Here is a 21,225-nt window from a genome sequence, read left to right as displayed (position 1 = left end):
AGGCCCCTTCGCAGGCAAGGTCGCTCCCCCAGGTTAAACGCAACGCCTGTGAGAGCGACCTTGCTCGCGAAAGCAATCGGCCAATCGCCAGAATACTGGCCGCCTAGATCCGCCCGGCCGGCGCATACGGCACCGGATCGATGATCGGCGTCCGGCCCAGCATCACATCGGCGAACAACTGGCACGAGGCTGGCGCCAGCACCAGCCCGTTGCGGTAATGCCCGCAGTTCAACCACAGTCCATCAAATCCAGGAACACGACCGATATAGGGAATCCCCTCGGGCGAACCGGGGCGCAGACCCGCCCAGTGCCCCACCACTTCAGCCTGTGCCAGCGCCGGCAGCAACTCCACCGCCGAGGCCTTGAGGCTTTCCAGTGCGTTGTCGGTTGGCGTCTTGTCGAAGCCTTCGTGCTCCAGCGTACTGCCAATCAAAATGTGCCCGTCACGACGCGGGATCGCATAACGCCCCTTCGCCAGCACCATGCTCGGCAGAAAATCCGCCGCGCATTTGTAGAGAATCATCTGCCCTTTCACCGGCTCGACCGGCAATGTCAGGCCCAGGGTCTTGAGCAGTTCGCCGCTCCAGGCCCCGGCGGTCAATACCACCTGATCGCCAGTGATCTGGCCCTGAGAGGTTTCCACGCCGACAACCTGATCGCCGTCACGGACAAATCCGCTGACTTCGCACTGCTCGTGAATCGTCACGTTCGGCAATGCCTGCAAGGCTGCTTTCAGCGATTTCACCAGACGCGGATTGCGCACGTTGGCCACATCGGCCATGTAGATCGCCCGGGAAAATCCGCCACCGAGCACCGGCACCGCATCATGCGCCGCCGAGATATCCACAGCCCGCAGCGGACGGTTTTCCCGCGCGGCCCAGGCCAGCGCCTCGGCCTCGTCATCCAGGTCCAGCCAATACAGGCCGGTGGTATGCACTTCAGGATCGACGCCGGTATCGGCAAACAGCCGCTCGCCGAGCTGTGGATAAAAATCCTGCGACCAGTGCGCCAGTGCCGTGACCGCCGGGCTGTAGCGCCACGGATACAAAGGAGAAACGATGCCACCGCCGGCCCAGGACGATTCCTGGCCGACATTCGAACGATCCAGCAGCACCACGCTGCGTACTTCGGAGGCGAGGTTGTACGCGGTGAGCAGGCCAATCACTCCGCCACCGACGATCACCACTTGCTGTTGCCTGGTCATGTTAGATCCAACCGTAAAAAAGACAGTGGGCGCAAAAGGCACCCGAATAAAAGCGGCTCAGCGGCCCCAGCAATCCTTGGTGGTCAGCCCGGTTGTCGCGTTGTTCATGCTTCTGACCCCGGTGTTGGTGAGGGTGAAATCCCCGCACTTGTCGGTGGCCATCGCGCCAGCCTTGCGGGTCGCGGTCAGCAGGTAAGTCTGGTCAGTGATGGTCGGCGTGATGGTATAGAAGTCAGTCCCTGCGCTCAGGCCGGTGGCGTTGGTGTAGGTGTTGTTCTTCGTGTAGTAGCGTTCGAGAATCTGCGCCTGCTCCGACAACACCGAAACGACTTCGGCACGACGCCCCTTCTTCACGTATTCGGTGAGGCTTGGATAGCCGATGGTGATGACGATACCAATGATCGCAATCACGATCATGATTTCGATCAAGGTGAAACCCCGGTTTGATCTGCGCATGCCTCAACTCTCACTTACTGTATTTGTCGCCACATGATACGACGGCTACCGCCGCCGCCCTTTTCCACCAGGGTGGTAATGCCGCCACTGGAATCGTTCACGACCTTGCGGCTCGCGCCGTTGACGACCGCGTTCAGGGTCGGAATGCCGCCGGTGAACACCACGCCGCTGGAAATCGTGTCGTTGCTGTCGACCACGCCATCGGCGTTGGTATCGAGCACCGCGTAGTTGAGCATCTTACCGCTGAACGCATCGAGTTCGACCAGTTTGCCGGTTCCGAAGCTGGAACAGGGGTCGGTGGTATCGACACTGGCAGTGGTGAACACAATGCGTCCGAGCACCAGACTCGCCTGATTGATCACCCGCTCACCGGTCAGCACGTTGTTGTAGACCAGCGGCAGATACCAGCCCTTTTCGCCCGGATAAGTCGTGTCGTTCTGGCTAGTGGTGATGAACTGCCCGGAACTGCCGGAAAACACCCCGGTAACCGCTTGCGCCTGCAAACTGCTGACTGTCAGTTGCCCCGAACCGCCATCGGCATCCCACACCGAATAGAACGCCTGCAGATCCTTGTTGGTCTTGTCGGTCGTCTCGTTGAACTTGCCGGTGCCGACGAAGATCTGCTTGCCGCCCAGTGCGTTGTCCGCCAGCAACGGCTGCGCAGTGATCGGCTGCGTCGCACCGCCCGCCGTAGTGAACAACGGCTTGCCGGAAAACGCCACGCCCCAGCTGTCGCTGGAAGAGGCGCTCAGATCGAACTTCCACAGCCGCCCTTTCAGGTCTCCGCCATAAGCGGCCTGCACCACGTTCTGCGAATTGACCTTCAGCTTCACCGAGGACAGACCGTTGGTGGTTTCCGTGCTGTCGATGACGATTTTCCTGATCAGCGAACCGTCACGCACATCCAGCACATACAGCGCCGCGACCCCGGAGTTGCTGCCGTAACCATTGGCAATGAACGCCGCCCAGCGGCCATCGGACAAACGAGCCACCTCCGGCCGGGCGTAGGCATAACCGAGATCATTGAACGCGTTGGCAGTGTTGGCGGTGGCCGGCGCACTGACCTCCCACAGGCCTCGCAGAACGTTGCCCGCCGACGCATCGAACAATTGCAACGCATAGAAGGTTTTGCCGCCGGCTCCGGTGCCGCCGATGGCCAGGGTTTTCCAGGCGCTGTTGAGTTGCGCGTCGTACACCCCGACCTGCCCGTCCACCAGAAACTTGTGGCTGACCCCGTTGACGTAGGTGGTATCGGCAATCAGGCGCAACGACGGCAACACGCTTGACGGCATGTACGCATAACGCCGGTTACCGTTCGCCGAGTTGATGACACTGACAAAGCCGTCATTGCCGTTCACCACCAGGCTGGCGTTCATGTTCGCCGCCTTGGTCGTGAGATAAGTACTGTAGGTTGTGTCGCCCGACAGATCAGAGGCGGTTTTTTCCGTCGGTGAGGCCAACACCAGCGGCGAGGTGATGATGTCGCCCAGCAATACGCTGCGGACCTTGAGCCCGGTCTTGTTGGTGCCCTTGCTCCACTCCACCAGATCGCTGCCGCTGATGCCGCTGGGCAGACCCTGGCTCAGGGTCGTCTGCTGGGCAGCGGAGAAGTTGCCATAGGCCAGCGTCACCGCCGCGTTGGTCGAGGTATTCCAAGATTGGTAAGTCGGCGCCGTGGCGCTGGGGACGATGGCGGTGTCGGTGGTCCACAGCACCGCCGAGGTATTCACCGCGCCGGCTGAAGTGAAACCGTAGGACTTGATAGTGCCGCGCCAGTCCTTGGGGTCATAACTGGTCTGGAAGTAACTGGTGCCGCTCGCCAGGGTATTGCCGCTGGTCACCCCGCTGCCGCCGGAACCGGCCTTGGACGTGATGTCGCTCAACGCCGAGGACAACGCGGTGTTGAGCCCGGCGCTGTCGGTCGCCTGGTAATACCGACCCTGGCCATAACTGGCGGCGTCCGAGAGCATGTCGTTCGATGCGGTGAATCCCACGGTGTAGGTGTTCATGTTCTGTTTCGGGAAGTCCACCGCGTTCCAGCTCTTGCCCGCCGCGTCGGTGCCGGTCGAGCGCATGTCGATGTCGAAAGCGAATTTGGCGATGTCGTCCAGGTACAGCGTATCGCCTTCGCCATCACCGTTGAGGTTGTCGCCGTCGTTGTTGATCCCGTCCCAGTTGGGCAAACGATTCCCCCCCAGGGGGTCGTTGCTCGGAAAGGTGCGGTCGTAGGTCGGCAGGCCGTCGGTGATCACTACCCCGTAGTTTTTCTGGCAACGGTACTGGATCGGACTGGTATAGGTGTTCGGTGTGTTGTTGTAGTACGGCGCCATGCCGCGCATGTAGCGGGTGACTTCATAATAGGTCTCCGCCAATGGGGTGTTGGCGACCGCGCTCAAGCCGTTGATCGACGAAATCAGCGCGTTGTAGTTGGTGTCGGCCTGGGCCTGGGTGACGCTGCCGCTGACCGGTGACAGATCGGTGATGGAGCGGGCAATGAAGCCACCATTGCCGGGGTTGTTGCTGGTGGCCGGGTTGAACGTCGACAGGCCGATCCGCAAGCTGCGGTTGCTGGCGACCAGGGCGGTGGACACGTTACGTGCGACGTTGATCCGGTAGTCGTTGGGAATCGCCCCGGTCGTGAAATCGCGGGTGCCGTTGCTGATGGCCAATCCGACCACGTAGGAAATGTAATCCCCCGAATATCGGGTATTTCCGCCGCCCACCGGGTCCGGCAATTTCAGGCACAGCGGTGTCAGCGAGTTGTTGTAGAACGCGTAGGCTCCGCCGGAGCATCCAGCGGTCGGCAGGCTCGAGATGAATATCGAATCGCCGGTAATCGCTGTCGAACTCAGGCACAACAACCCGACCAGCGCATTGCATTGCCGGGCCGGCGTGCGATCCACGGTGGGATCGAAGCCGTTGGCGTAAATGATGCTGTTCATACTCCCCGAGTCGTCGATCAGCAGCATGACGTTTGGTGGCACCGCCGCTGCGCTCAGCAACGGCGAGTCGGAGGGTGTGAACGCATACACCGGCGCCGCCAGATAGAAGCTCAGCACCATGCCGGCCAGCAACGATGCGAGCCGCTCAATACTTCGCATAAACACTCTCCACCACGCTGCGCGAACTGCCGGCGATACCCACAGCGGTGACCCGATACAGCGTCGCCGAGGTGTTGCTCGGCACGTTCACGGCGGTCAGCGTGGTGCCAATGTTCTGCACCCCGTAGAAACCATTGCCGGAAGCGATCCACGTTACCCCGGACGAAGAATTGAGCCCCGCCGCGCTGACCACCGACGACTCGGCCGGCGGCGCGCATTGGGCGGTGCTGGCGCACACCGCCAGTGAGTAGCTGTCCAGTTGCACTGCACTTTCACCGACGCGCAACGCGGCCTCGGCGGTCTGGAACGACTGATTGCGCAGGCTCACACTGCCGGCCATTTTTTCCTGCAGGTTGGCGCTCTGCATCGACGACAGGCCGATCAGCGTCAGCAACAGCAGAAACACCAGGCTGACCAGCAGCACCATGCCTCGTTGCGCTTGGCGCTGGTGAAGGGAAATCCTCATCGTCGCGCCCCTCATTGCAGGCGGTTGCGCACAGCGGCAACCACATTGAAGGTTTGCGTGGCGACCCGATTGTTCGGATCGGTGAGGGTCAGGCTCAGGCGCACACTGCGGATCCGCGCCGGGTCACCGGGGTTGCTGCTGTACGTGGTGGCCGCCACGTCGGTCGCCGAAGCGGCCAGCCCGAAGGTGACGTTGAAGGCGCTGACATTGCTCACCAGCGCGGCCTGGGTCGGCGTACCACTGCCGGTGCCCATGAGTATCTGGTTGTTGCTGAAGCTGTAGACCAGACGCCGGATCGGGAACGCGATCTGCCCGGTGGCCGGGGTTCGCGATCCGGTATAGGCGGTCGCGCTGTTGCGGCAATCGGAAACCACCGTCCAGGTCGGTGTGCCGCCGCCACTGCCGATATCCGCGGTCACCAGGGTCAGTTTGAGGTTGGCGTTGTCCCAACTGATCGGTGTGATCTGCACGGCGTTGAAATCCCCCGCCGTGCTGGAGTCGGTGATCGTTCCCAGGCAACCGAACATCCCGACCATGCGGATTTCCTGGATCATCTTGCTCAGCACGAAACGGGCATCCTCCTGCATCGCCGCAGCGCCGTTCTGGCTGACATAAGTGTTTTTCGCGGAAATGAATATGCGCACCACGCCGAGCATCACGATCAGGCCCAGTGCCAGGGTGATCAACAATTCGATCAGGCTGAAACCACGGTTAAGACGCTTCATGGCGTGGCGACCGGATCGACTGCCGCGCGGCTGGTCAGCACGAAGCTGCGCTGGCCGCTGGTGGTATTGGCGGCCCGGGCGTCACTCCAGGTGATGGTGATGGTGTACACCCGCTGGTTCAGGGTGATGCTGCCGGTGGCGGTCGGACCGCCGAAATTGACGATGTTGGTCGTGAAGTCGTAGAGATCCTGATCCCGGGCGACACTCAGGTTGCCCGACGTCGGCGGCGTGACGGTGTAGTCGGCACCGGAGTTGGCGCGAATGCGGTCCATCATGTCGTAGGCAATGAAGCTCGCCTGGCTGGTCATTCGCGAGCTGTCGGTGTATTTCAGCGCATTCAGTTGCACCGCCGCCGCGCCCAGCAGCCCGACGGTCAGAATCAGCAACGCGACCAGTACCTCGATCAGCGTCATGCCCTCCTGTGCGCGTTTGCTCCCTGCCCTCATCCGCAACTTCCACCCAATTGAATTCGTCCATTGAGACACACGTTCAGCGTCCTGCTTTGCGTTCCCAGCGTGTAACTGATGACCACCGCCGTCGACGGTGCGGCCAGACCGCCGAGATTGTTGAAATCCAGCGCGGTCACTCCTGAGGTTAGCGTCAGAGTCGCACCGCTGCTCATTGCTGGAACAACCCGCAACACATTGGCCGGTGTGCCAGTACCGTCGTAGACCGACAGCTCGCCGGTCCAGACGCTGCCCCCGGCGGTCGGCCGCAAGCGGGTGGTCACGCCCCGGTCGATGGCCTCGAGCCGGGCAAAATTGATCGCCCGTTGCAGGTCGCCGACCTCGGTATCGGCCCTGCTGCCCTGGATCGAACGGGTGAAGGCCGGCACCGCCAGGGTAATCAGGACGAGGAACACGGCGATCGCCACCAGCAACTCGATCAGCGTGAAACCTTTTGTACGATGATCCATCAGTGCCCTCCGTTGCCGTCGGCTATACCTGCCTCTACCACGCTAGAACATTCGACGCGATTGCGTCGGGTGATTTGCCCCGTCCGGTGCATGGATCGCAGCGGACACAACACTCCACGGAGGGAGTTTTCATGTCGCAACAGGGTTTCAGTCTGGTCGAACTGCTTATGGGACTGGTGATTGGCGCAATTGTTCTGTCGCTGGTCAGCCCGGCGCTTGCTGCCCTGGGCGAATCGAACCGGCGACAGCAGGCCGCCGAGTCACTGCTGGCCGGTATCCGCAACGCCCGCACGCAGGCCATCACCCGCAATCAGAGCGTGGTGATTCATGGCATCAACGGCGACTGGAGCCAGGGCTGGCGGATCATTCTGGATATCAGCGGCAAAGGCCCACGGGACAGCAACAATCCGCTGCTGGTGGAGCATGCGAGCGATGGGCGGGTGCCGATTGTCGGCAATTGGGCGGTCAGCCGTTACGTACGGTTCAGCAGCCTGGGGCAGCCACTGATGCCGAAGAAGGCGTTTCAGGCGGGGACATTACATCTCTGCGCGAGCCACGAACCGATCAGCCAGCTCCAGGTGGTGCTGGCCGCGACCGGTCGCGTGCGCCTGAGCAGCGACAAGGCTGAACAGGCGCTGTGTCGAGCCAGAGATTAAATCGCGCGAACGCGTAGCTCTTTGGGCATCGAGAAGGTGATGTTTTCTTCGCGGCCGGCCAGTTCGTCGGCGCCGGTGGCACCCCACGCCTGCAACTGCTGGATCACGCCGCGCACCAGCACTTCCGGGGCAGAAGCACCGGCGGTGATACCGATGCGCTCGACACCATCGAACCAGCTCTTTTGCAGGTCTTCGGCACCGTCGATGAGGTACGCCGGCGTCGCCATGCGTTCGGCCAGTTCGCGCAGACGGTTGGAGTTGGAACTGTTCGGGCTACCGACCACCAATACCACGTCGCACTCGTCGGCCAGTTGCTTGACCGCGTCCTGACGGTTCTGAGTGGCGTAGCAGATGTCGTCCTTGCGCGGGCCACCGATGGCCGGGAAGCGACTGCGCAGGGCGTCGATGACGCGACTGGTGTCATCCATGGACAACGTGGTCTGGGTCACGAACGCCAGTTTGTCCGGATCCTGCACCTGCAATTCGGCCACATCTTTCTCGTCTTCGACCAGGTAGATCGCGCCGCCATTGCTGGCATCGTACTGGCCCATGGTGCCTTCGACTTCCGGGTGACCGGCGTGGCCGATCAGGATGCACTCACGACCGTCGCGGCTATATTTCGCGACCTCGATGTGTACCTTGGTCACCAGCGGGCAGGTGGCGTCGAACACTTTCAGGCCACGGCCAGCGGCCTCGGTGCGCACAGCCTGGGATACGCCGTGGGCACTGAAAATCACGATGACGTCGTCCGGCACCTGATCCAGCTCTTCGACGAAGATCGCCCCGCGACTGCGCAGGTCCTCGACCACGAACTTGTTGTGCACCACTTCATGACGCACGTAGATCGGCGGTCCGAAGACCTCCAGGGCGCGGTTGACGATTTCGATCGCCCGGTCCACTCCGGCGCAGAAGCCACGGGGGTTGGCGAGTTTGATTTGCATGCTGTGCCTCGTGTCTTGCGCGCAAGAAATAGCGAAAACCATAAAAACCCGTCCAAAGGGGCATCCCACTTTGAACGGATGAAAAACACGGTGGGAGCGAGCTTGCTCGCGAAGGCGGTTCGTCAGACAACATCTAGGTTGAATGTCAGTCAGCATTCGCGGGCAGGCCCGCTCCCACAGGGGTACTGCGTTATTGCTTAAAGTGCCTTGACGGAGATGATTTCCACGTCAAAGGTCAGCGTCTTGCCGGCCAGCGGGTGGTTGAAGTCGACGGTCACTTGCGCGTCGTCGAACTCTTTTACCACGCCCGGCAATTCAGTATTGGCCGCATCGTTGAAGATCACCAGCAAACCGGGCGACAGGTCCATGTCCTTGAACTGATCACGCGGGATGACCTGCACGTTCTGCGGGTTCGGCTGGCCGAAAGCGTTTTCCGGCTCGACGGTCAGGGTGCGTTTGTCGCCAGCCTTGAAACCGAACAACGCGGCTTCGAAACCCGGCAACAGGTTGCCATCGCCGACCTTGAAGGTCGCCGGAGCCTTGTCGAAAGTGCTGTCGACGGTGTCGCCGTTCTCCAGGCGCAATGCAAAGTGCAAGGTGACTTCCGTGTTCTGGCCGATGCGTTGCTCAGCCAATACCTGTTCAGTCATGAACGGCTTCTCCGGTTTTCTTTGATTTGAACATGTCCAGTGCCAGCATCACCGCACCGACGGTGATGGCGCTGTCGGCGAAGTTGAACGCCGGGAAGTACCAGCGGTTCTGCCAGTGCACCAGGATGAAATCGATCACATGGCCCAGGGCAATGCGGTCATACAGATTGCCCAGCGCCCCGCCCAGCACCAGCGCCAGCGCGACGGCCAGCCAGGTTTCGTTGCGACCCAGGCGCTTGAGCCAGACCACCAGCACAGCGCTAACCACGATTGCGATCAGGGCGAACAGCCAGCGCTGCCAGCCGGAGCTGTCAGCCAGGAAGCTGAAGGCAGCGCCGGTGTTGTAGGCCAGGGTCCAGCTGAAGTAATCGGGAATGATCACGATCTGCTGGAACATTTCGAGCTTGTTTTCGAAGTAGAACTTGCTGGCCTGGTCGATGACCAGAACCAGCAGACTCAACCACAGCCAGCTCAACCGTCCGAAACGGCCAACGGCATTAGGCATAGTGACGAACCTCGCCGGCACCGTCGATGTTGTCCACGCAACGGCCGCAGATTTCCGGATGCTCCGGGTTCACGCCGACGTCTTCGCGGCAGTGCCAGCAACGGGCGCACTTGGCGAAGGCGGACTTGACGATCTTCAGTTTCAAGCCGCTGACTTCGGTAGTCACCGCATCGGCCGGCGCCTGCACGAACGGCGCGACGCTGGCGGTGGAGGTGATCAGCACGAAGCGCAGTTCGTTGCTCAGTTTTGCCAGATCGTCGCTCAGAGCCTCTTCGGCAAACAGGGTCACTTCGGCTTGCAGGTTGCCACCGACGGCCTTGGCCGCACGCTGGATTTCCATTTCCTTGTTGACCGCGACTTTGACTTCCATGATCCGGTCCCAATAGGCACGGCCCAGTTCAAAGCCTTCCGGCAACTCGGTCAGGCCTTCATACCAGGTATTGAGCATCACCGACTCGTTACGCTCGCCAGGCAGGTATTGCCACAGTTCGTCGGCGGTGAAGGCCAGGATCGGCGCGATCCAGCGCACCAGCGCTTCGGAGATGTGGAACAGCGCGGTCTGGCACGAGCGGCGAGCCTTGCTGTCGGCGCCGGTGGTGTACTGACGATCCTTGATGATGTCGAGATAGAAACCACCCAGCTCCTGCACGCAGAAGTTGTGGATCTTCGAGTAGACGTTCCAGAAACGGTATTCGCCGTAGCTTTCTTTCAGCTCGTTTTGCAGCAGCAGGGTGCGATCCACCGCCCAGCGATCCAGCGCCAGCATTTCTTCGGCCGGCAGCAGGTCGGTGGCCGGATTGAAACCGGTCAGGTTGGAAAGCAGAAAGCGCGCGGTGTTACGGATACGCCGGTAGGCGTCCGCGCTGCGTTGCAGGATCTGCTCGGACACGGCCATTTCGCCGGAGTAGTCGGTCGAAGCGACCCACAGACGCATGATGTCGGCGCCCAGGGTGTCGTTGACTTTCTGCGGCGCGATCACGTTGCCCAGGGACTTGGACATCTTGCGGCCGGCCTCGTCCACGGTGAAGCCGTGGGTCAGCAACTCGCGGTACGGCGCGTGGTTGTCGATGGCGCAACCGGTCAGCAAGGAAGAGTGGAACCAGCCACGGTGCTGGTCGGAACCTTCCAGGTACAGGTCGGCGCGCGGGCCGCTCTCGTGGCCCATCGGGTGCGAGCCACGCAGCACATGCCAATGGGTGGTGCCGGAGTCGAACCAGACGTCGAGGGTGTCGCTGATCTTGTCGTACTGCGGCGCTTCATCGCCCAGCAGTTCGGCGGCGTCGAGTTTGAACCAGGCTTCGATGCCTTCGACTTCGACGCGTTTGGCGACTTCTTCCATCAGTTCGACGGTGCGTGGGTGCAGTTCGCCGCTTTCCTTGTTCAGGAAGAACGGGATCGGCACACCCCAGTTGCGCTGACGGGAGATACACCAGTCCGGACGGTTGGCGATCATCGAGTGCAGGCGCGCCTGGCCCCAGGCCGGAACGAACTTGGTGTCTTCGATGGCCTTGAGTGAGCGCACACGCAGGGTGTCGCCCGTGGTCGGCTGCTTGTCCATGCCGATGAACCACTGCGCGGTGGCACGGTAGATCAGCGGGGTCTTGTGGCGCCAGCAGTGCATGTAGCTATGGTCGATGACGGTGGTGTGCAGCAGCGCACCGACTTCGGTCAACTTGTCGACGATGGCCGGGTTGGCCTTCCAGATGAACTGGCCGCCGAAGAACTCCAGCGACGGCACGTACACGCCGTTGCTCTGCACCGGGTTGAGGATGTCATCGTTGACCATGCCGTACTTCTTGCAGGTCACGAAGTCGTCCACGCCATAGGCCGGGGCGGAGTGAACCACGCCGGTGCCTGCGCCCAGTTCCACGTAGTCGGCCAGGTAGACCGGCGACAGACGGTCATAGAACGGATGACGGAAGTTGATCAGTTCCAGCGCCGAACCCGGAGCGGTGGCCAGTACCGAGCCTTCAACGCCATAGCGGGCCAGGCAGGACTCGACCAGCTCTTCGGCCAGAACCAGCAACTTGTCGCCGATATCGACCAGGGCGTAGTTGAATTCCGGGTGAACGTTCAGCGCCTGGTTGGCCGGGATGGTCCACGGGGTGGTGGTCCAGATCACGATCGAGGCAGGCTTGGCCAGCGACGGCAGGCCGAACGCGGCGGCCAGTCTGGCTTCGTCGGCAATCGGGAAGGCGACGTCGATGGTCGAGGACTTCTTGTTCTCGTACTCGACTTCCGCTTCGGCCAGGGCCGAACCGCAATCGAAGCACCAGTTCACCGGTTTCAGGCCCTTGAACACGAAACCGCCCTTGACGATTTCGGCGAGGGCGCGGATTTCACCGGCCTCGTTCTTGAAGTCCATGGTCTTGTACGGATTGGCGAAGTCGCCCAGCACGCCGAGGCGGATGAACTCGGACTTCTGCCCTTCGATCTGCTCGGTGGCGTAGGCACGGCACAGTTCGCGGGTCTTGTCCGCGCCCAGGTTCTTGCCGTGGGTCACTTCAACCTTGTGCTCGATCGGCAGGCCGTGGCAATCCCAGCCCGGAACATAAGGCGCGTCGAAGCCCGACAGGGTCTTCGAGCGGATGATCATGTCCTTGAGAATCTTGTTCAGTGCGTGACCGATGTGAATCGTGCCGTTGGCATACGGAGGACCGTCGTGCAGAACGAACTTCGGACGATCCTTGCCAATCTCGCGCAACTTTCCGTACAGGCCAATACTGTCCCAGCGCTGCAGGATCTGCGGTTCGCGCTGTGGCAGGCCGGCCTTCATTGGGAAGGCGGTGTCCGGAAGGTTTAGCGTGGCTTTATAGTCGGTCATTTAAGGCTCTTCATTAGCGATGGGCGCTAGGTGCGGCTAGTGCACGGGCGGCGGCGACATCCGCGTTGATCGCCGTTTTCAGTGCCTCCAGGGAGGCGAAGCGCTGCTCTTCACGCAGCTTTTGGTGGAAAACCACCGTCAGACGCCGGTCATACAGATCGCCGGCAAAATCCAGAAGATGAACTTCAAGGTGGGCCTTGCCATCACCTTGTACCGTGGGCCGTACGCCGATGTTGGCGACGCCGGGCCAGGTCTTGCCGTCGATGTCCACATCCACCAGATAGACCCCGGTGAACGGCACGCGACGACGCTTGAGTTGAATGTTGGCAGTGGGCGTACCCAATTGCCGGGCCAGTTTCTGGCCATGCAGCACACGACCGGCGATCCGGTACGGGCGGCCAAGCAGACGCTCGGCCAGGGCGAAGTCGGCGGCGGCCAACGCATTGCGCACCTGGGTGCTGCTGACGCGAATGCCGTCCAGCTCGACGGTTTGCGCGGCTTCCACGGTGAAGCCGTGAACCTGGCCGGCCTGCAACAGGAAATCGAAATCGCCGAGACGGTCGCAACCGAAGCGGAAATCGTCACCGACTTCCAGGTGCTGCACGCCCAGGCCATCCACCAGAATGGTGTCGACGAATTCACTGGCGCTGAGTTTGCTCAGGCGCTGATTGAATGCCAGGCACAACACCCGGTCGACGCCTTCGGCGGCCAGCAGTTGCAGCTTGTCGCGCAACCGGGCCAGACGTGCAGGCGCGGTATCCGGGGCGAAGAATTCCCGTGGCTGGGGCTCGAAAATCACCACGCAGCTGGGTACGCCCAACTCAAGCGCACGCTCACGCAGCCGGGCCAGGATAGCCTGGTGACCACGGTGAACACCGTCAAAGTTGCCAATAGTGGCGACGCAGCCCCGATGCTGGGGGCGCAAGTTGTGGAGGCCTCGAACCAGCTGCATAACGCGCTTCTTGCTCATAAAGTGGCCGATTATAACCACACCCGACGGCCGACGACAGGCAACACCGTAACCCAAAGTGTTCGAGCCGACAAAATTGCCGGCCCGCGCCCGTTCATCAGGATAAAAACCTCAGTTCAACGCCTTGCGATTGAAGTCGCGCAGACGGAAACCCAGCAACACCAGCATACCGAAATACGCCACCACGCCCGCCGCAATCAGCAGGCCCAGGCGCAGGAAGCGCTCCAGCATGTGTCCCTGATCCCAGGCCGGCATGAAATGCATGCCGATCAACAACACCGCCGACATCACCGCCACCGCCAGCAACAATTTCAACGCGAATTTCCGCCAGCCCGGCTGTGGCTGATACATCTGCTGCTTGCGCAGTTGATAAAACAGCAGCCCGGCGTTGAGGCAGGCGCCGGCACTGATCGCCAACGCCAGACCGGCATGAGCCAGCGGGCCGATCAACACCAGGTTGAACAGCTGCGTGACCACCAGGGTGAAGATTGCGATTTTCACCGGTGTACGGATGTTCTGTTGCGCATAAAAGCCCGGCGCCAGCACTTTGATCACGATAATCCCAAGCAGACCGACAGAATAGGCAATCAACGCCCGCTGGGTCATGGCCGCATCAAAACCGCTGAACTGGCCGTACTGGAACAGCGACACGGTCAGCGGCTCGGCAAGAATCCCCAGCGCCAGAGCACACGGCAGCACCAGCACGAAGCACAGGCGCAGGCCCCAGTCGAGAATCCGCGAATACTCGTGACGATCCTTGTTTGCATAGGTTTTTGCCAGGGTCGGCAGCAGGATCGTGCCCAGCGCCACGCCCAGCACGCCGGACGGCAGCTCCATCAGACGGTCGGCGTAATACATCCACGACACCGACCCGGCCACCAGAAACGAGGCAAAAATGGTGTTGATGATCAGGGAGATCTGGCTGACCGACACGCCGACGATCGCCGGCAGCATCTGCTTCATCACCCGCCAGACGCCGGTGTCCCGCAGATTCAGCCGCGGCAGCACCAGCATGCCGATCTTTTTCAGGGCCGGCAGTTGATAGAGCAACTGCGCCAGGCCACCGACCAGCACTGCCCAGCCGAGGGCCATGACCGGCGGGTCGAAGTACGGCGTCAGGAATAGCGCAAACACGATCATGCTGACATTGAGCAGGGTCGGCACGAATGCCGGCACCGAGAAACGGTTCCAGGTATTGAGAATCGCCCCGGCCAGGGACGACAGGGAGATCAGCAATATATAAGGAAAGGTCACTCGCAGCAGATCTGAGGTCAGCTGGAATTTTTCCGGCGAATCGACAAAACCGGGGGCCGTGACCCAGATCACCCAGGGTGCGGCGATCATGCCCAGCACGGTGACCAGCGCCAGTACCAGGGTCAGCAGACCGGAAACATAGGCAATAAAGGTGCGGGTCGCTTCTTCGCCCTGCTGGCTTTTGTATTCGGCAAGAATCGGCACGAATGCCTGGGAAAAAGCCCCTTCGGCGAAGATCCGCCGCAGCAGATTAGGCAGTTTGAAGGCAATGAAGAAGGCGTCCGTCGCCATTCCGGCGCCGAATATGCGCGCGATGAGGGTGTCGCGAACAAACCCGAGAATCCGGGAAAGCATCGTGATAGAGCTGACGGCGGCCAACGATTTGAGCAGGTTCATTGAAGGAATTTGTGCCTGTCGATAAACAGCAGGCGAACAATGCGCCTACTTGTGCGATACTCCGTGCCGCAACAGCACAGAGCCAAAGCTCGCGAGTTTACAGGTCACACGCCGGAAATAAATATCCCGTCGCTTTAACCCTACCACTTAGCGGAACGTCTCAAGCGCCCTTGACAAGACTTCAACTCATCGGCATGATTCGCGGCCTATTTTGTTTGCTATTTCCCAAAAAGTCTTTCGAGGAGCTCGACGGTGGCCAACACACCTTCCGCCAAAAAACGTGCAAAACAGGCTGAGAAGCGTCGCAGCCACAACGCCAGCCTGCGTTCCATGGTCCGTACCTACATCAAGAACGTAGTTAAGGCCATCGACGCAAAAGACGCTGAAAAAGCTCAAGCTGCATACGTTCTGGCTGTACCTGTTATCGACCGCATGGCCGATAAAGGCATCATCCACAAGAACAAGGCCGCTCGTCATAAGAGCCGCCTGAATGGTCACGTCAAGGCACTGAAAGCTGCTGCCTAAGCGACGTAATCATTAAAAAACCGACCTACGGGTCGGTTTTTTATTGCCTGCAATTTGCCGAACAGCGTGCAAAAAAAATGGGAGCAAACCTGCTCCCACATTTGGATCTACGCCAGATTATCGGGCGCTGGCCCACGGCAGAATCGGGATCGCCGTCACCGCATTCTGCGGACTACCCTCGATCAAGCGATCGCTGTAGACCAGATACACCAGGGTATTGCGCTTCTTGTCGAGAAAACGCACCACCTGCATGGTCTTGAATACCAGCGAAGTGCGCTCCTTGAACACCTCCTCACCATCCTTCAGCTCACCCTTGAACTGAATCGGCCCGACCTGGCGACAGGCAATCGAGGCCTCGGCACGATCCTCGGCCAAACCCAGACCACCCTTCACGCCGCCAGTCTTGGCACGCGACAGATAGCAGGTCACCCCCTCGACCTTCGGATCATCGAATGCCTCGACCACGATCCGGTCATTCGGCCCGACAAACTTGAACACCGTCGACACCTGACCGATTTCCTCGGCCGAGGCCAGCAATGGCAACGCCATCAGCAAGCCCAACAATCCTTTTGCCATGCGCATCGCGTTTTCCTTAAACCAGAATCAGGTTGTCACGGTGAACCAGCTCCGGCTCAGCCATATAGCCCAGCAAACCGACAATCGCATCCGACGACTGACCGATGATTTTTTGTGCCTCCAGAGCGCTGTAGTTGGCCAGGCCACGGGCGATTTCACGACCGTCCGGCGCCACGCACACCACCATCTCGCCACGACGGAAGCTGCCCTGGACCAACTTCACACCGACCGGCAGCAGACTCTTGTTGCCCTGGGACAGCGCCGACACCGCACCATCATCCAGCACCAGCGTGCCACGGGTCTGCAAATGCCCGGCCAGCCACTGCTTGCGCGCAGCCAGCATACCGCGCTCAGGCGACAGCAGCGTACCGATTCGCTCACCCGCCTTCAAACGGTCCAGCACGCGCTCCAGACGCCCACCCACAATGATGGTGTGCGCACCGGAACGCGCAGCCAGACGCGCCGCGCGCAGCTTGGTCTGCATGCCGCCACGCCCCAGCGCCCCGCCCGTACCGCCAGCGACCGCGTCCAGAGCCGGATCATCCGCGCGAGCCTCGTAGATCAGCTGCGCATCGGGATTGTTGCGCGGATCGGCGTCAAACATGCCATCACGATCAGTGAGGATCACCAGCAGATCCGCCTCGACCAGATTCGCCACCAACGCTGCCAGCGTGTCGTTATCACCGAAACGGATTTCATCGGTGACCACAGTGTCGTTCTCGTTGATCACCGGGATGACTTTCAGCTCGACCAGCGCACGCAAGGTGCTGCGGGCATTCAGGTAGCGCTTGCGGTCGGACAGATCGTCATGGGTCAGGAGAATCTGCGCAGTGTGCCGGCCATGCTCGGCAAAACTCGATTCCCAGGCCTGCACCAAGCCCATCTGACCGATTGCGGCAGCGGCCTGGAGCTCGTGCATCGCACTGGGTCGTGCGGTCCAGCCCAGGCGACTCATGCCGGCCGCCACCGCCCCGGAGGACACCAGCACCAACTCGACACCGGCCTCATGCAGAGCCACCATCTGCTCGACCCAGACACCCATTGCCGCACGATCCAGCCCTTTGCCGTCAGCCGTCAGCAAAGCACTGCCGATCTTCACGACCCAACGCTGCGCACCTGTCACCTTGCTCCGCATCATCTTCAACCTTAGCTTGAGGGCGACGCGACCCAGCGCCGCCCAAGACATTATTCGTGACTACCGATTTCCAGATACTAAAACGCCGCTCGATTGAGCGGCGTTCAAGTTTATCGCAACGGATCAGTCACGCACGTAAATGATTTCCGGACCGTCTTCATCATCCACATCTTCTTCGTCCCAATCATCGTCGCCGATGTCATGGACCGACTTCACGCCACTGCGACGCAGGGCACGCTTGTCATCCAGCGCCTGCAACTGCGCACGGGCTTCGTCTTCGATGCGCTGATCGAGATCGGCCAGCTCTTCCTTGTAGGCCGGATCATTGGCCAGACGATCGGCACGATCCTCCAGGTAACGCATGATGTCGCGCGTCAGACGCTCAGTGCCGTCTTTGGCGATGGCCGAGATCACGTAGACCGGACCTTCCCACTGCAGACGCTCGACCACTTCCTTGACGCGAGCTTCGTGCTCTTCTTCGAGGATCTGGTCACACTTGTTCAGTACCAGCCAGCGGTCACGCTCGGCCAGCGACGGACTGAACTTGATCAGCTCGTTGACGATCACTTCCGCCGCGTCCGGCGCACTGCTTTCATCCAGCGGCGCCATGTCGACGAGGTGCAGCAACAGGCGAGTACGCGCCAGGTGCTTGAGGAAGCGAATACCCAGACCGGCACCATCGGAGGCACCTTCGATCAGACCCGGAATGTCGGCGATGACGAAGCTCTTCCAGCGATCGACGCTGACCACACCCAGGTTCGGCACCAGAGTGGTGAACGGATAGTCGGCAACTTTCGGCTTGGCGGCCGATACCGAGCGGATAAAGGTACTTTTGCCCGCGTTCGGCAGACCCAGCAGGCCGACGTCCGCCAGCACTTTCATTTCCAGCTTCAGGTCACGCTGCTCGCCCGGCTTGCCCGGCGTGGTCTGACGCGGTGCGCGGTTGGTACTGGACTTGAAACGGGTATTGCCCAGACCGTGCCAGCCGCCCTGCACCACCATCAGCTTCTGACCGGCCTTGGTCAGGTCACCGATGACTTCCTGAGTCGCGGAGTCGATCACGGTAGTGCCGACCGGCACGCGCAGGATCAGGTCCTCACCTTTCTTGCCGGTGCAGTCGGTGCTGCCGCCGTTGGAGCCACGCTCGGCATCGAAGTGCCGGGTGTAACGGTAGTCCACCAGGGTGTTCAGGTTTTCGTCGGCCATCATGAAGATGGAACCACCGTCACCGCCGTCACCGCCGTTCGGACCACCGTTTTCAATGAATTTTTCCCGACGGAAACTCATGCAGCCATTGCCGCCGTCGCCTGCCTTTACGCGGATCGATACTTCATCAACAAACTTCATAACCAACGCCTCTCGCCGTACGGACGAGCCGAAAAACAATCAAGACATAAGACTCTTGCAAAAATGAGCGCAGCGAACCCAAGACACGACCTGCATCGTACGCCGACAGCTCATGCAAACAGCTTTGCAAGAGACTCACCCCACAAACGAAAAAGCCCCGTCGCAAGACAGGGCTCTTCCAGCGATCACGCGATTAGGCCGCGATTACGCTCACGTAACGACGACCGAAGGCGCCTTTTACTTCGAACTTGATCACGCCTTCGATTTTCGCGAAGAGGGTGTGATCTTTACCCATGCCAACGCCGTAGCCAGCGTGGAATTGGGTGCCGCGCTGACGCACGATGATGTTGCCGGCCTTGATGACCTGGCCGCCATACATCTTCACGCCAAGGCGTTTGGCTTCTGAGTCGCGACCGTTACGGGTACTACCACCAGCTTTTTTGTGTGCCATGAGTCAATTCTCCTAGTGAGGAATTAGGCGATTAAGCCTGAATACCGGTGATTTTGATCTCGGTGTACCACTGGCGGTGGCCCATACGCTTCATGTGATGCTTACGACGACGGAACTTGATGATGCGGACTTTATCGTGACGACCTTGGGAGATCACTTCAGCCACAACGGTAGCGCCAGCAACAACTGGAGCGCCGATATTCACGTCGTCGCCATTGGCAACCAACAGAACGCGATCAAAAGTCACGGATTCGCCGGTAGCGACTTCCAGTTTTTCGATCTTCAGGTATTCACCTGGTGCAACTTTGTACTGCTTGCCACCAGTAACGATTACTGCATAAGACATGGTATTTCTCCGATAATCCTGCTCACCCAGCTCTTTATAAGAAGAGGTATTGGCTGGCATGGCTGCATTGGGCTGGAGGCCCGATTGCAATTGCGTAAGGCAGGTGCTGCCCAGGAAGTTCAGGGTGCGCGATTGTACGCAAGGCGCGGAAGTCATGCAAGTGGCCGTCCATCGCGCCTTGACACCTGCTGACGTGGGTCCTAGCATGCCGCGCAACCCTTCTGGAGCACCTGTCGCTGATGCAACCCCAAGCTTTCTACCGCGCGGTGGCGGACGATTTTAGCGCCGTCGACGGCATCATCAAGAAGCAGCTGACTTCCCGAGTGCCGCTGGTATCGAAAATCGGCGATTACATCACGTCGGCCGGCGGCAAACGCCTGCGTCCTTTATTAGTATTGCTGTGCGGCAAGGCCCTGGGCCGTGAAGGCGACGACATGCGCCTGCTGGCCGCCACCATCGAATTCCTGCACACCGCCACCCTGCTGCATGACGACGTCGTCGACATGTCCGGCATGCGCCGTGGCCGCTCGACCGCCAACGCCATGTGGGGCAACGCCCCGAGTGTGCTGGTCGGCGACTTCCTGTACTCGCGCTCGTTCGAGATGATGGTCGAACTGGGCTCGATGCCGGTGATGAAGATCCTGTCCCAGGCCACACGCATCATCGCCGAAGGCGAAGTGCTGCAACTGTCCAAGGTTCGCGACGCCAGCACCACCGAAGAAACCTACATGGAAGTCATCCGCGGCAAGACCGCGATGCTCTTCGAAGCTTCGACCCACAGTGCTGCGGCACTGGCCGGTGCCACCGCCGAGCAGAGCGAAGCCCTGCGCACCTTCGGCGATCACCTGGGTGTGGCGTTCCAGTTGGTCGACGATCTGCTCGACTACAAGGGCGACGCCGAAACGCTGGGCAAGAACGTCGGCGACGATCTGGCCGAAGGCAAACCGACCCTGCCGCTGATCTACACCATGCGCGAAGGCACGCCGGAACAGGCTGCACTGGTGCGCCAGGCGATCCAGAAAGGCGGGATCGAAGACCTGGAAAGCATCCGCATCGCCGTGGAAGCCTCCGGTTCGCTGGAGTACACCGCGCAACTGGCCCGTGATTACGTGGCCCGCGCAATCAAATGCCTCGAGGTGCTGCCGGCCAGCGAATACCGCGATGCACTGATTGAGCTGAGCGAGTTCGCGGTCGCCCGTACACACTGATTCTGCGACACCTTTGTGGGAGCGGGCTTGCTCGCGAAGACGGTAAACCAGTCAACCTTGATGCTGACTGAACCGGTCTCTTCGCGAGCAAGTCCGCTCCCACAGTTGTTTCTGCGCTATGCCCGCTGCCCACTAAAACCTTATATAATGTGCGCCCTTTAACGATCCTCATACCAAGGAGCCTTAGTGAGCACGTTGCCACCCTGCCCGAAATGCAATTCCGAATACACCTACGAAGATGGTGCCCAACTGGTGTGCCCGGAGTGCGCCCATGAATGGTCTGCCGGCGGTGACGCCGAGGTAGCGGCCGATGATGCCGTGAAAAAAGACTCGGTCGGCAACGTCTTGCAGGACGGCGACACCATCACCGTGATCAAGGACCTGAAGGTCAAGGGCACCTCCCTGGTGGTCAAGGTCGGCACCAAGGTCAAGAACATCCGCCTGTGCGATGGCGACCACGACATCGACTGCAAGATCGACGGCATCGGGCCGATGAAACTCAAGTCCGAGTTCGTCAGAAAAGTCTGATTCTGCTGTCCGCCATCCCGCGCCCTGCGCGGGGTGGCGCACCCC

At 60.6% G+C, this 21,225-nt stretch carries 22 protein-coding genes; 4 read left to right on the top strand and 18 right to left on the bottom strand.

Annotated elements, in window-relative coordinates; genetic code table 11:
• Positions 1 to 103: 103 nt before the first annotated feature.
• The 7 genes from thiO to N8H74_RS27250 are packed head-to-tail and all read right to left on the bottom strand — an operon-like array spanning position 104 to position 6,868.
• Positions 104 to 1,204 (bottom strand): glycine oxidase ThiO, encoded by a 1,101-nt coding sequence (thiO, locus tag N8H74_RS27280; RefSeq protein ID WP_262151733.1) that lies wholly within the window; start codon positions 1,202 to 1,204, stop codon positions 104 to 106.
• Positions 1,205 to 1,261: 57 nt separating this feature from the next.
• Entirely contained in the window at positions 1,262 to 1,660 is a 399-nt protein-coding gene (locus N8H74_RS27275) for a type IV pilin protein (RefSeq protein WP_262151731.1), read from the bottom strand.
• A 14-nt stretch (positions 1,661 to 1,674) separates the two neighbouring features.
• Entirely contained in the window at positions 1,675 to 4,761 is a 3,087-nt protein-coding gene (locus N8H74_RS27270; protein WP_262151729.1) for a PilC/PilY family type IV pilus protein, read from the bottom strand.
• Entirely contained in the window at positions 4,748 to 5,227 is a 480-nt protein-coding gene (locus N8H74_RS27265) for a PilX N-terminal domain-containing pilus assembly protein (protein ID WP_217830048.1), read from the bottom strand. The genes N8H74_RS27270 and N8H74_RS27265 overlap by 14 nt, the downstream gene beginning before the upstream one ends.
• An 11-nt stretch (positions 5,228 to 5,238) precedes the next feature.
• Positions 5,239 to 5,952, bottom strand: a complete 714-nt coding sequence (locus N8H74_RS27260; RefSeq protein WP_217830049.1) for a prepilin-type N-terminal cleavage/methylation domain-containing protein — start codon at positions 5,950 to 5,952, stop codon at positions 5,239 to 5,241.
• On the bottom strand, positions 5,949 to 6,398 hold the full coding sequence (pilV, locus tag N8H74_RS27255) for a type IV pilus modification protein PilV (protein ID WP_217830050.1): 450 nt from the start codon (positions 6,396 to 6,398) through the stop codon (positions 5,949 to 5,951). The genes N8H74_RS27260 and pilV overlap by 4 nt, the downstream gene beginning before the upstream one ends.
• Complete coding sequence (locus N8H74_RS27250) at positions 6,395 to 6,868, bottom strand: GspH/FimT family pseudopilin (RefSeq protein WP_262151725.1); 474 nt, start codon at positions 6,866 to 6,868, stop codon at positions 6,395 to 6,397. The genes pilV and N8H74_RS27250 overlap by 4 nt, the downstream gene beginning before the upstream one ends.
• A 131-nt stretch (positions 6,869 to 6,999) precedes the next feature.
• Between N8H74_RS27250 and N8H74_RS27245 the strand changes: the two genes are divergently transcribed.
• On the top strand, positions 7,000 to 7,524 hold the full coding sequence (locus N8H74_RS27245; RefSeq protein WP_262151724.1) for a GspH/FimT family protein: 525 nt from the start codon (positions 7,000 to 7,002) through the stop codon (positions 7,522 to 7,524).
• On the opposite strand, the gene ispH is transcribed toward N8H74_RS27245, so the two are convergent.
• The 6 genes from ispH to murJ all read right to left on the bottom strand — a co-directional run bounded on the left by ispH (position 7,521) and on the right by murJ (position 15,064).
• Entirely contained in the window at positions 7,521 to 8,465 is a 945-nt protein-coding gene (gene ispH / locus N8H74_RS27240) for a 4-hydroxy-3-methylbut-2-enyl diphosphate reductase (protein WP_217830053.1), read from the bottom strand. The genes N8H74_RS27245 and ispH overlap by 4 nt on opposite strands.
• A 197-nt stretch (positions 8,466 to 8,662) precedes the next feature.
• The gene (gene fkpB, locus N8H74_RS27235; protein ID WP_217830297.1) at positions 8,663 to 9,100 is read right to left on the bottom strand and encodes an FKBP-type peptidyl-prolyl cis-trans isomerase; all 438 of its coding nucleotides are present in this window, start codon (positions 9,098 to 9,100) and stop codon (positions 8,663 to 8,665) included.
• Between the two features lie 7 nt (positions 9,101 to 9,107).
• On the bottom strand, positions 9,108 to 9,620 hold the full coding sequence (lspA, locus tag N8H74_RS27230; RefSeq protein WP_003228341.1) for a signal peptidase II: 513 nt from the start codon (positions 9,618 to 9,620) through the stop codon (positions 9,108 to 9,110).
• Positions 9,613 to 12,444, bottom strand: coding sequence for an isoleucine--tRNA ligase (gene ileS, locus N8H74_RS27225; protein WP_262151721.1), 2,832 nt, complete (start codon positions 12,442 to 12,444; stop codon positions 9,613 to 9,615). Before ileS ends, lspA begins: the two co-directional genes overlap by 8 nt.
• A gap of 13 nt (positions 12,445 to 12,457) precedes the next feature.
• The gene (gene ribF / locus N8H74_RS27220; protein ID WP_217830055.1) at positions 12,458 to 13,396 is read right to left on the bottom strand and encodes a bifunctional riboflavin kinase/FAD synthetase; all 939 of its coding nucleotides are present in this window, start codon (positions 13,394 to 13,396) and stop codon (positions 12,458 to 12,460) included.
• A gap of 129 nt (positions 13,397 to 13,525) precedes the next feature.
• Positions 13,526 to 15,064: a murein biosynthesis integral membrane protein MurJ gene (murJ, locus tag N8H74_RS27215; RefSeq protein ID WP_262151719.1), complete on the bottom strand. Its 1,539-nt coding sequence runs from the start codon at positions 15,062 to 15,064 to the stop codon at positions 13,526 to 13,528.
• 252 nt (positions 15,065 to 15,316) lie between these two features.
• On the opposite strand from murJ, the gene rpsT reads away from it, so the two are divergent.
• Positions 15,317 to 15,589, top strand: coding sequence for a 30S ribosomal protein S20 (rpsT, locus tag N8H74_RS27210; RefSeq protein WP_217830057.1), 273 nt, complete (start codon positions 15,317 to 15,319; stop codon positions 15,587 to 15,589).
• A gap of 117 nt (positions 15,590 to 15,706) precedes the next feature.
• Here the strand turns inward: rpsT and N8H74_RS27205 are convergent, their stop codons facing one another.
• The 5 genes from N8H74_RS27205 to rplU form a co-directional block, all read right to left on the bottom strand.
• The gene (locus N8H74_RS27205; RefSeq protein ID WP_217830058.1) at positions 15,707 to 16,171 is read right to left on the bottom strand and encodes a CreA family protein; all 465 of its coding nucleotides are present in this window, start codon (positions 16,169 to 16,171) and stop codon (positions 15,707 to 15,709) included.
• 10 nt (positions 16,172 to 16,181) lie between these two features.
• Entirely contained in the window at positions 16,182 to 17,300 is a 1,119-nt protein-coding gene (gene proB, locus N8H74_RS27200; protein ID WP_207983978.1) for a glutamate 5-kinase, read from the bottom strand.
• 123 nt (positions 17,301 to 17,423) lie between these two features.
• Positions 17,424 to 18,647: an Obg family GTPase CgtA gene (gene cgtA, locus N8H74_RS27195; protein WP_262151714.1), complete on the bottom strand. Its 1,224-nt coding sequence runs from the start codon at positions 18,645 to 18,647 to the stop codon at positions 17,424 to 17,426.
• A gap of 193 nt (positions 18,648 to 18,840) precedes the next feature.
• Entirely contained in the window at positions 18,841 to 19,098 is a 258-nt protein-coding gene (gene rpmA, locus N8H74_RS27190; RefSeq protein ID WP_016773121.1) for a 50S ribosomal protein L27, read from the bottom strand.
• A gap of 31 nt (positions 19,099 to 19,129) precedes the next feature.
• Positions 19,130 to 19,444 carry a 50S ribosomal protein L21 gene (gene rplU / locus N8H74_RS27185; protein ID WP_007950961.1) on the bottom strand — a complete coding sequence of 105 codons (315 nt, stop codon included), beginning with the start codon at positions 19,442 to 19,444 and terminating at the stop codon, positions 19,130 to 19,132.
• A 239-nt stretch (positions 19,445 to 19,683) separates the two neighbouring features.
• Here rplU and N8H74_RS27180 point away from each other — a divergent pair, with 239 nt between their 5' ends.
• A complete protein-coding gene (locus N8H74_RS27180; RefSeq protein ID WP_262151713.1) occupies positions 19,684 to 20,652 on the top strand; it encodes a polyprenyl synthetase family protein in 969 nt (322 codons plus the stop codon).
• Between the two features lie 186 nt (positions 20,653 to 20,838).
• Entirely contained in the window at positions 20,839 to 21,180 is a 342-nt protein-coding gene (locus tag N8H74_RS27175; RefSeq protein ID WP_217830060.1) for a zinc ribbon domain-containing protein YjdM, read from the top strand.
• The last annotated feature ends 45 nt before the right edge of the window (positions 21,181 to 21,225 follow it).

This window comes from Pseudomonas sp. B2M1-30 (genome assembly GCF_025447575.1).
Taxonomy (GTDB): Bacteria; Pseudomonadota; Gammaproteobacteria; order Pseudomonadales; family Pseudomonadaceae; genus Aquipseudomonas; species Aquipseudomonas botevensis.
This window is presented reverse-complemented; position numbering and strand designations above follow the sequence as displayed.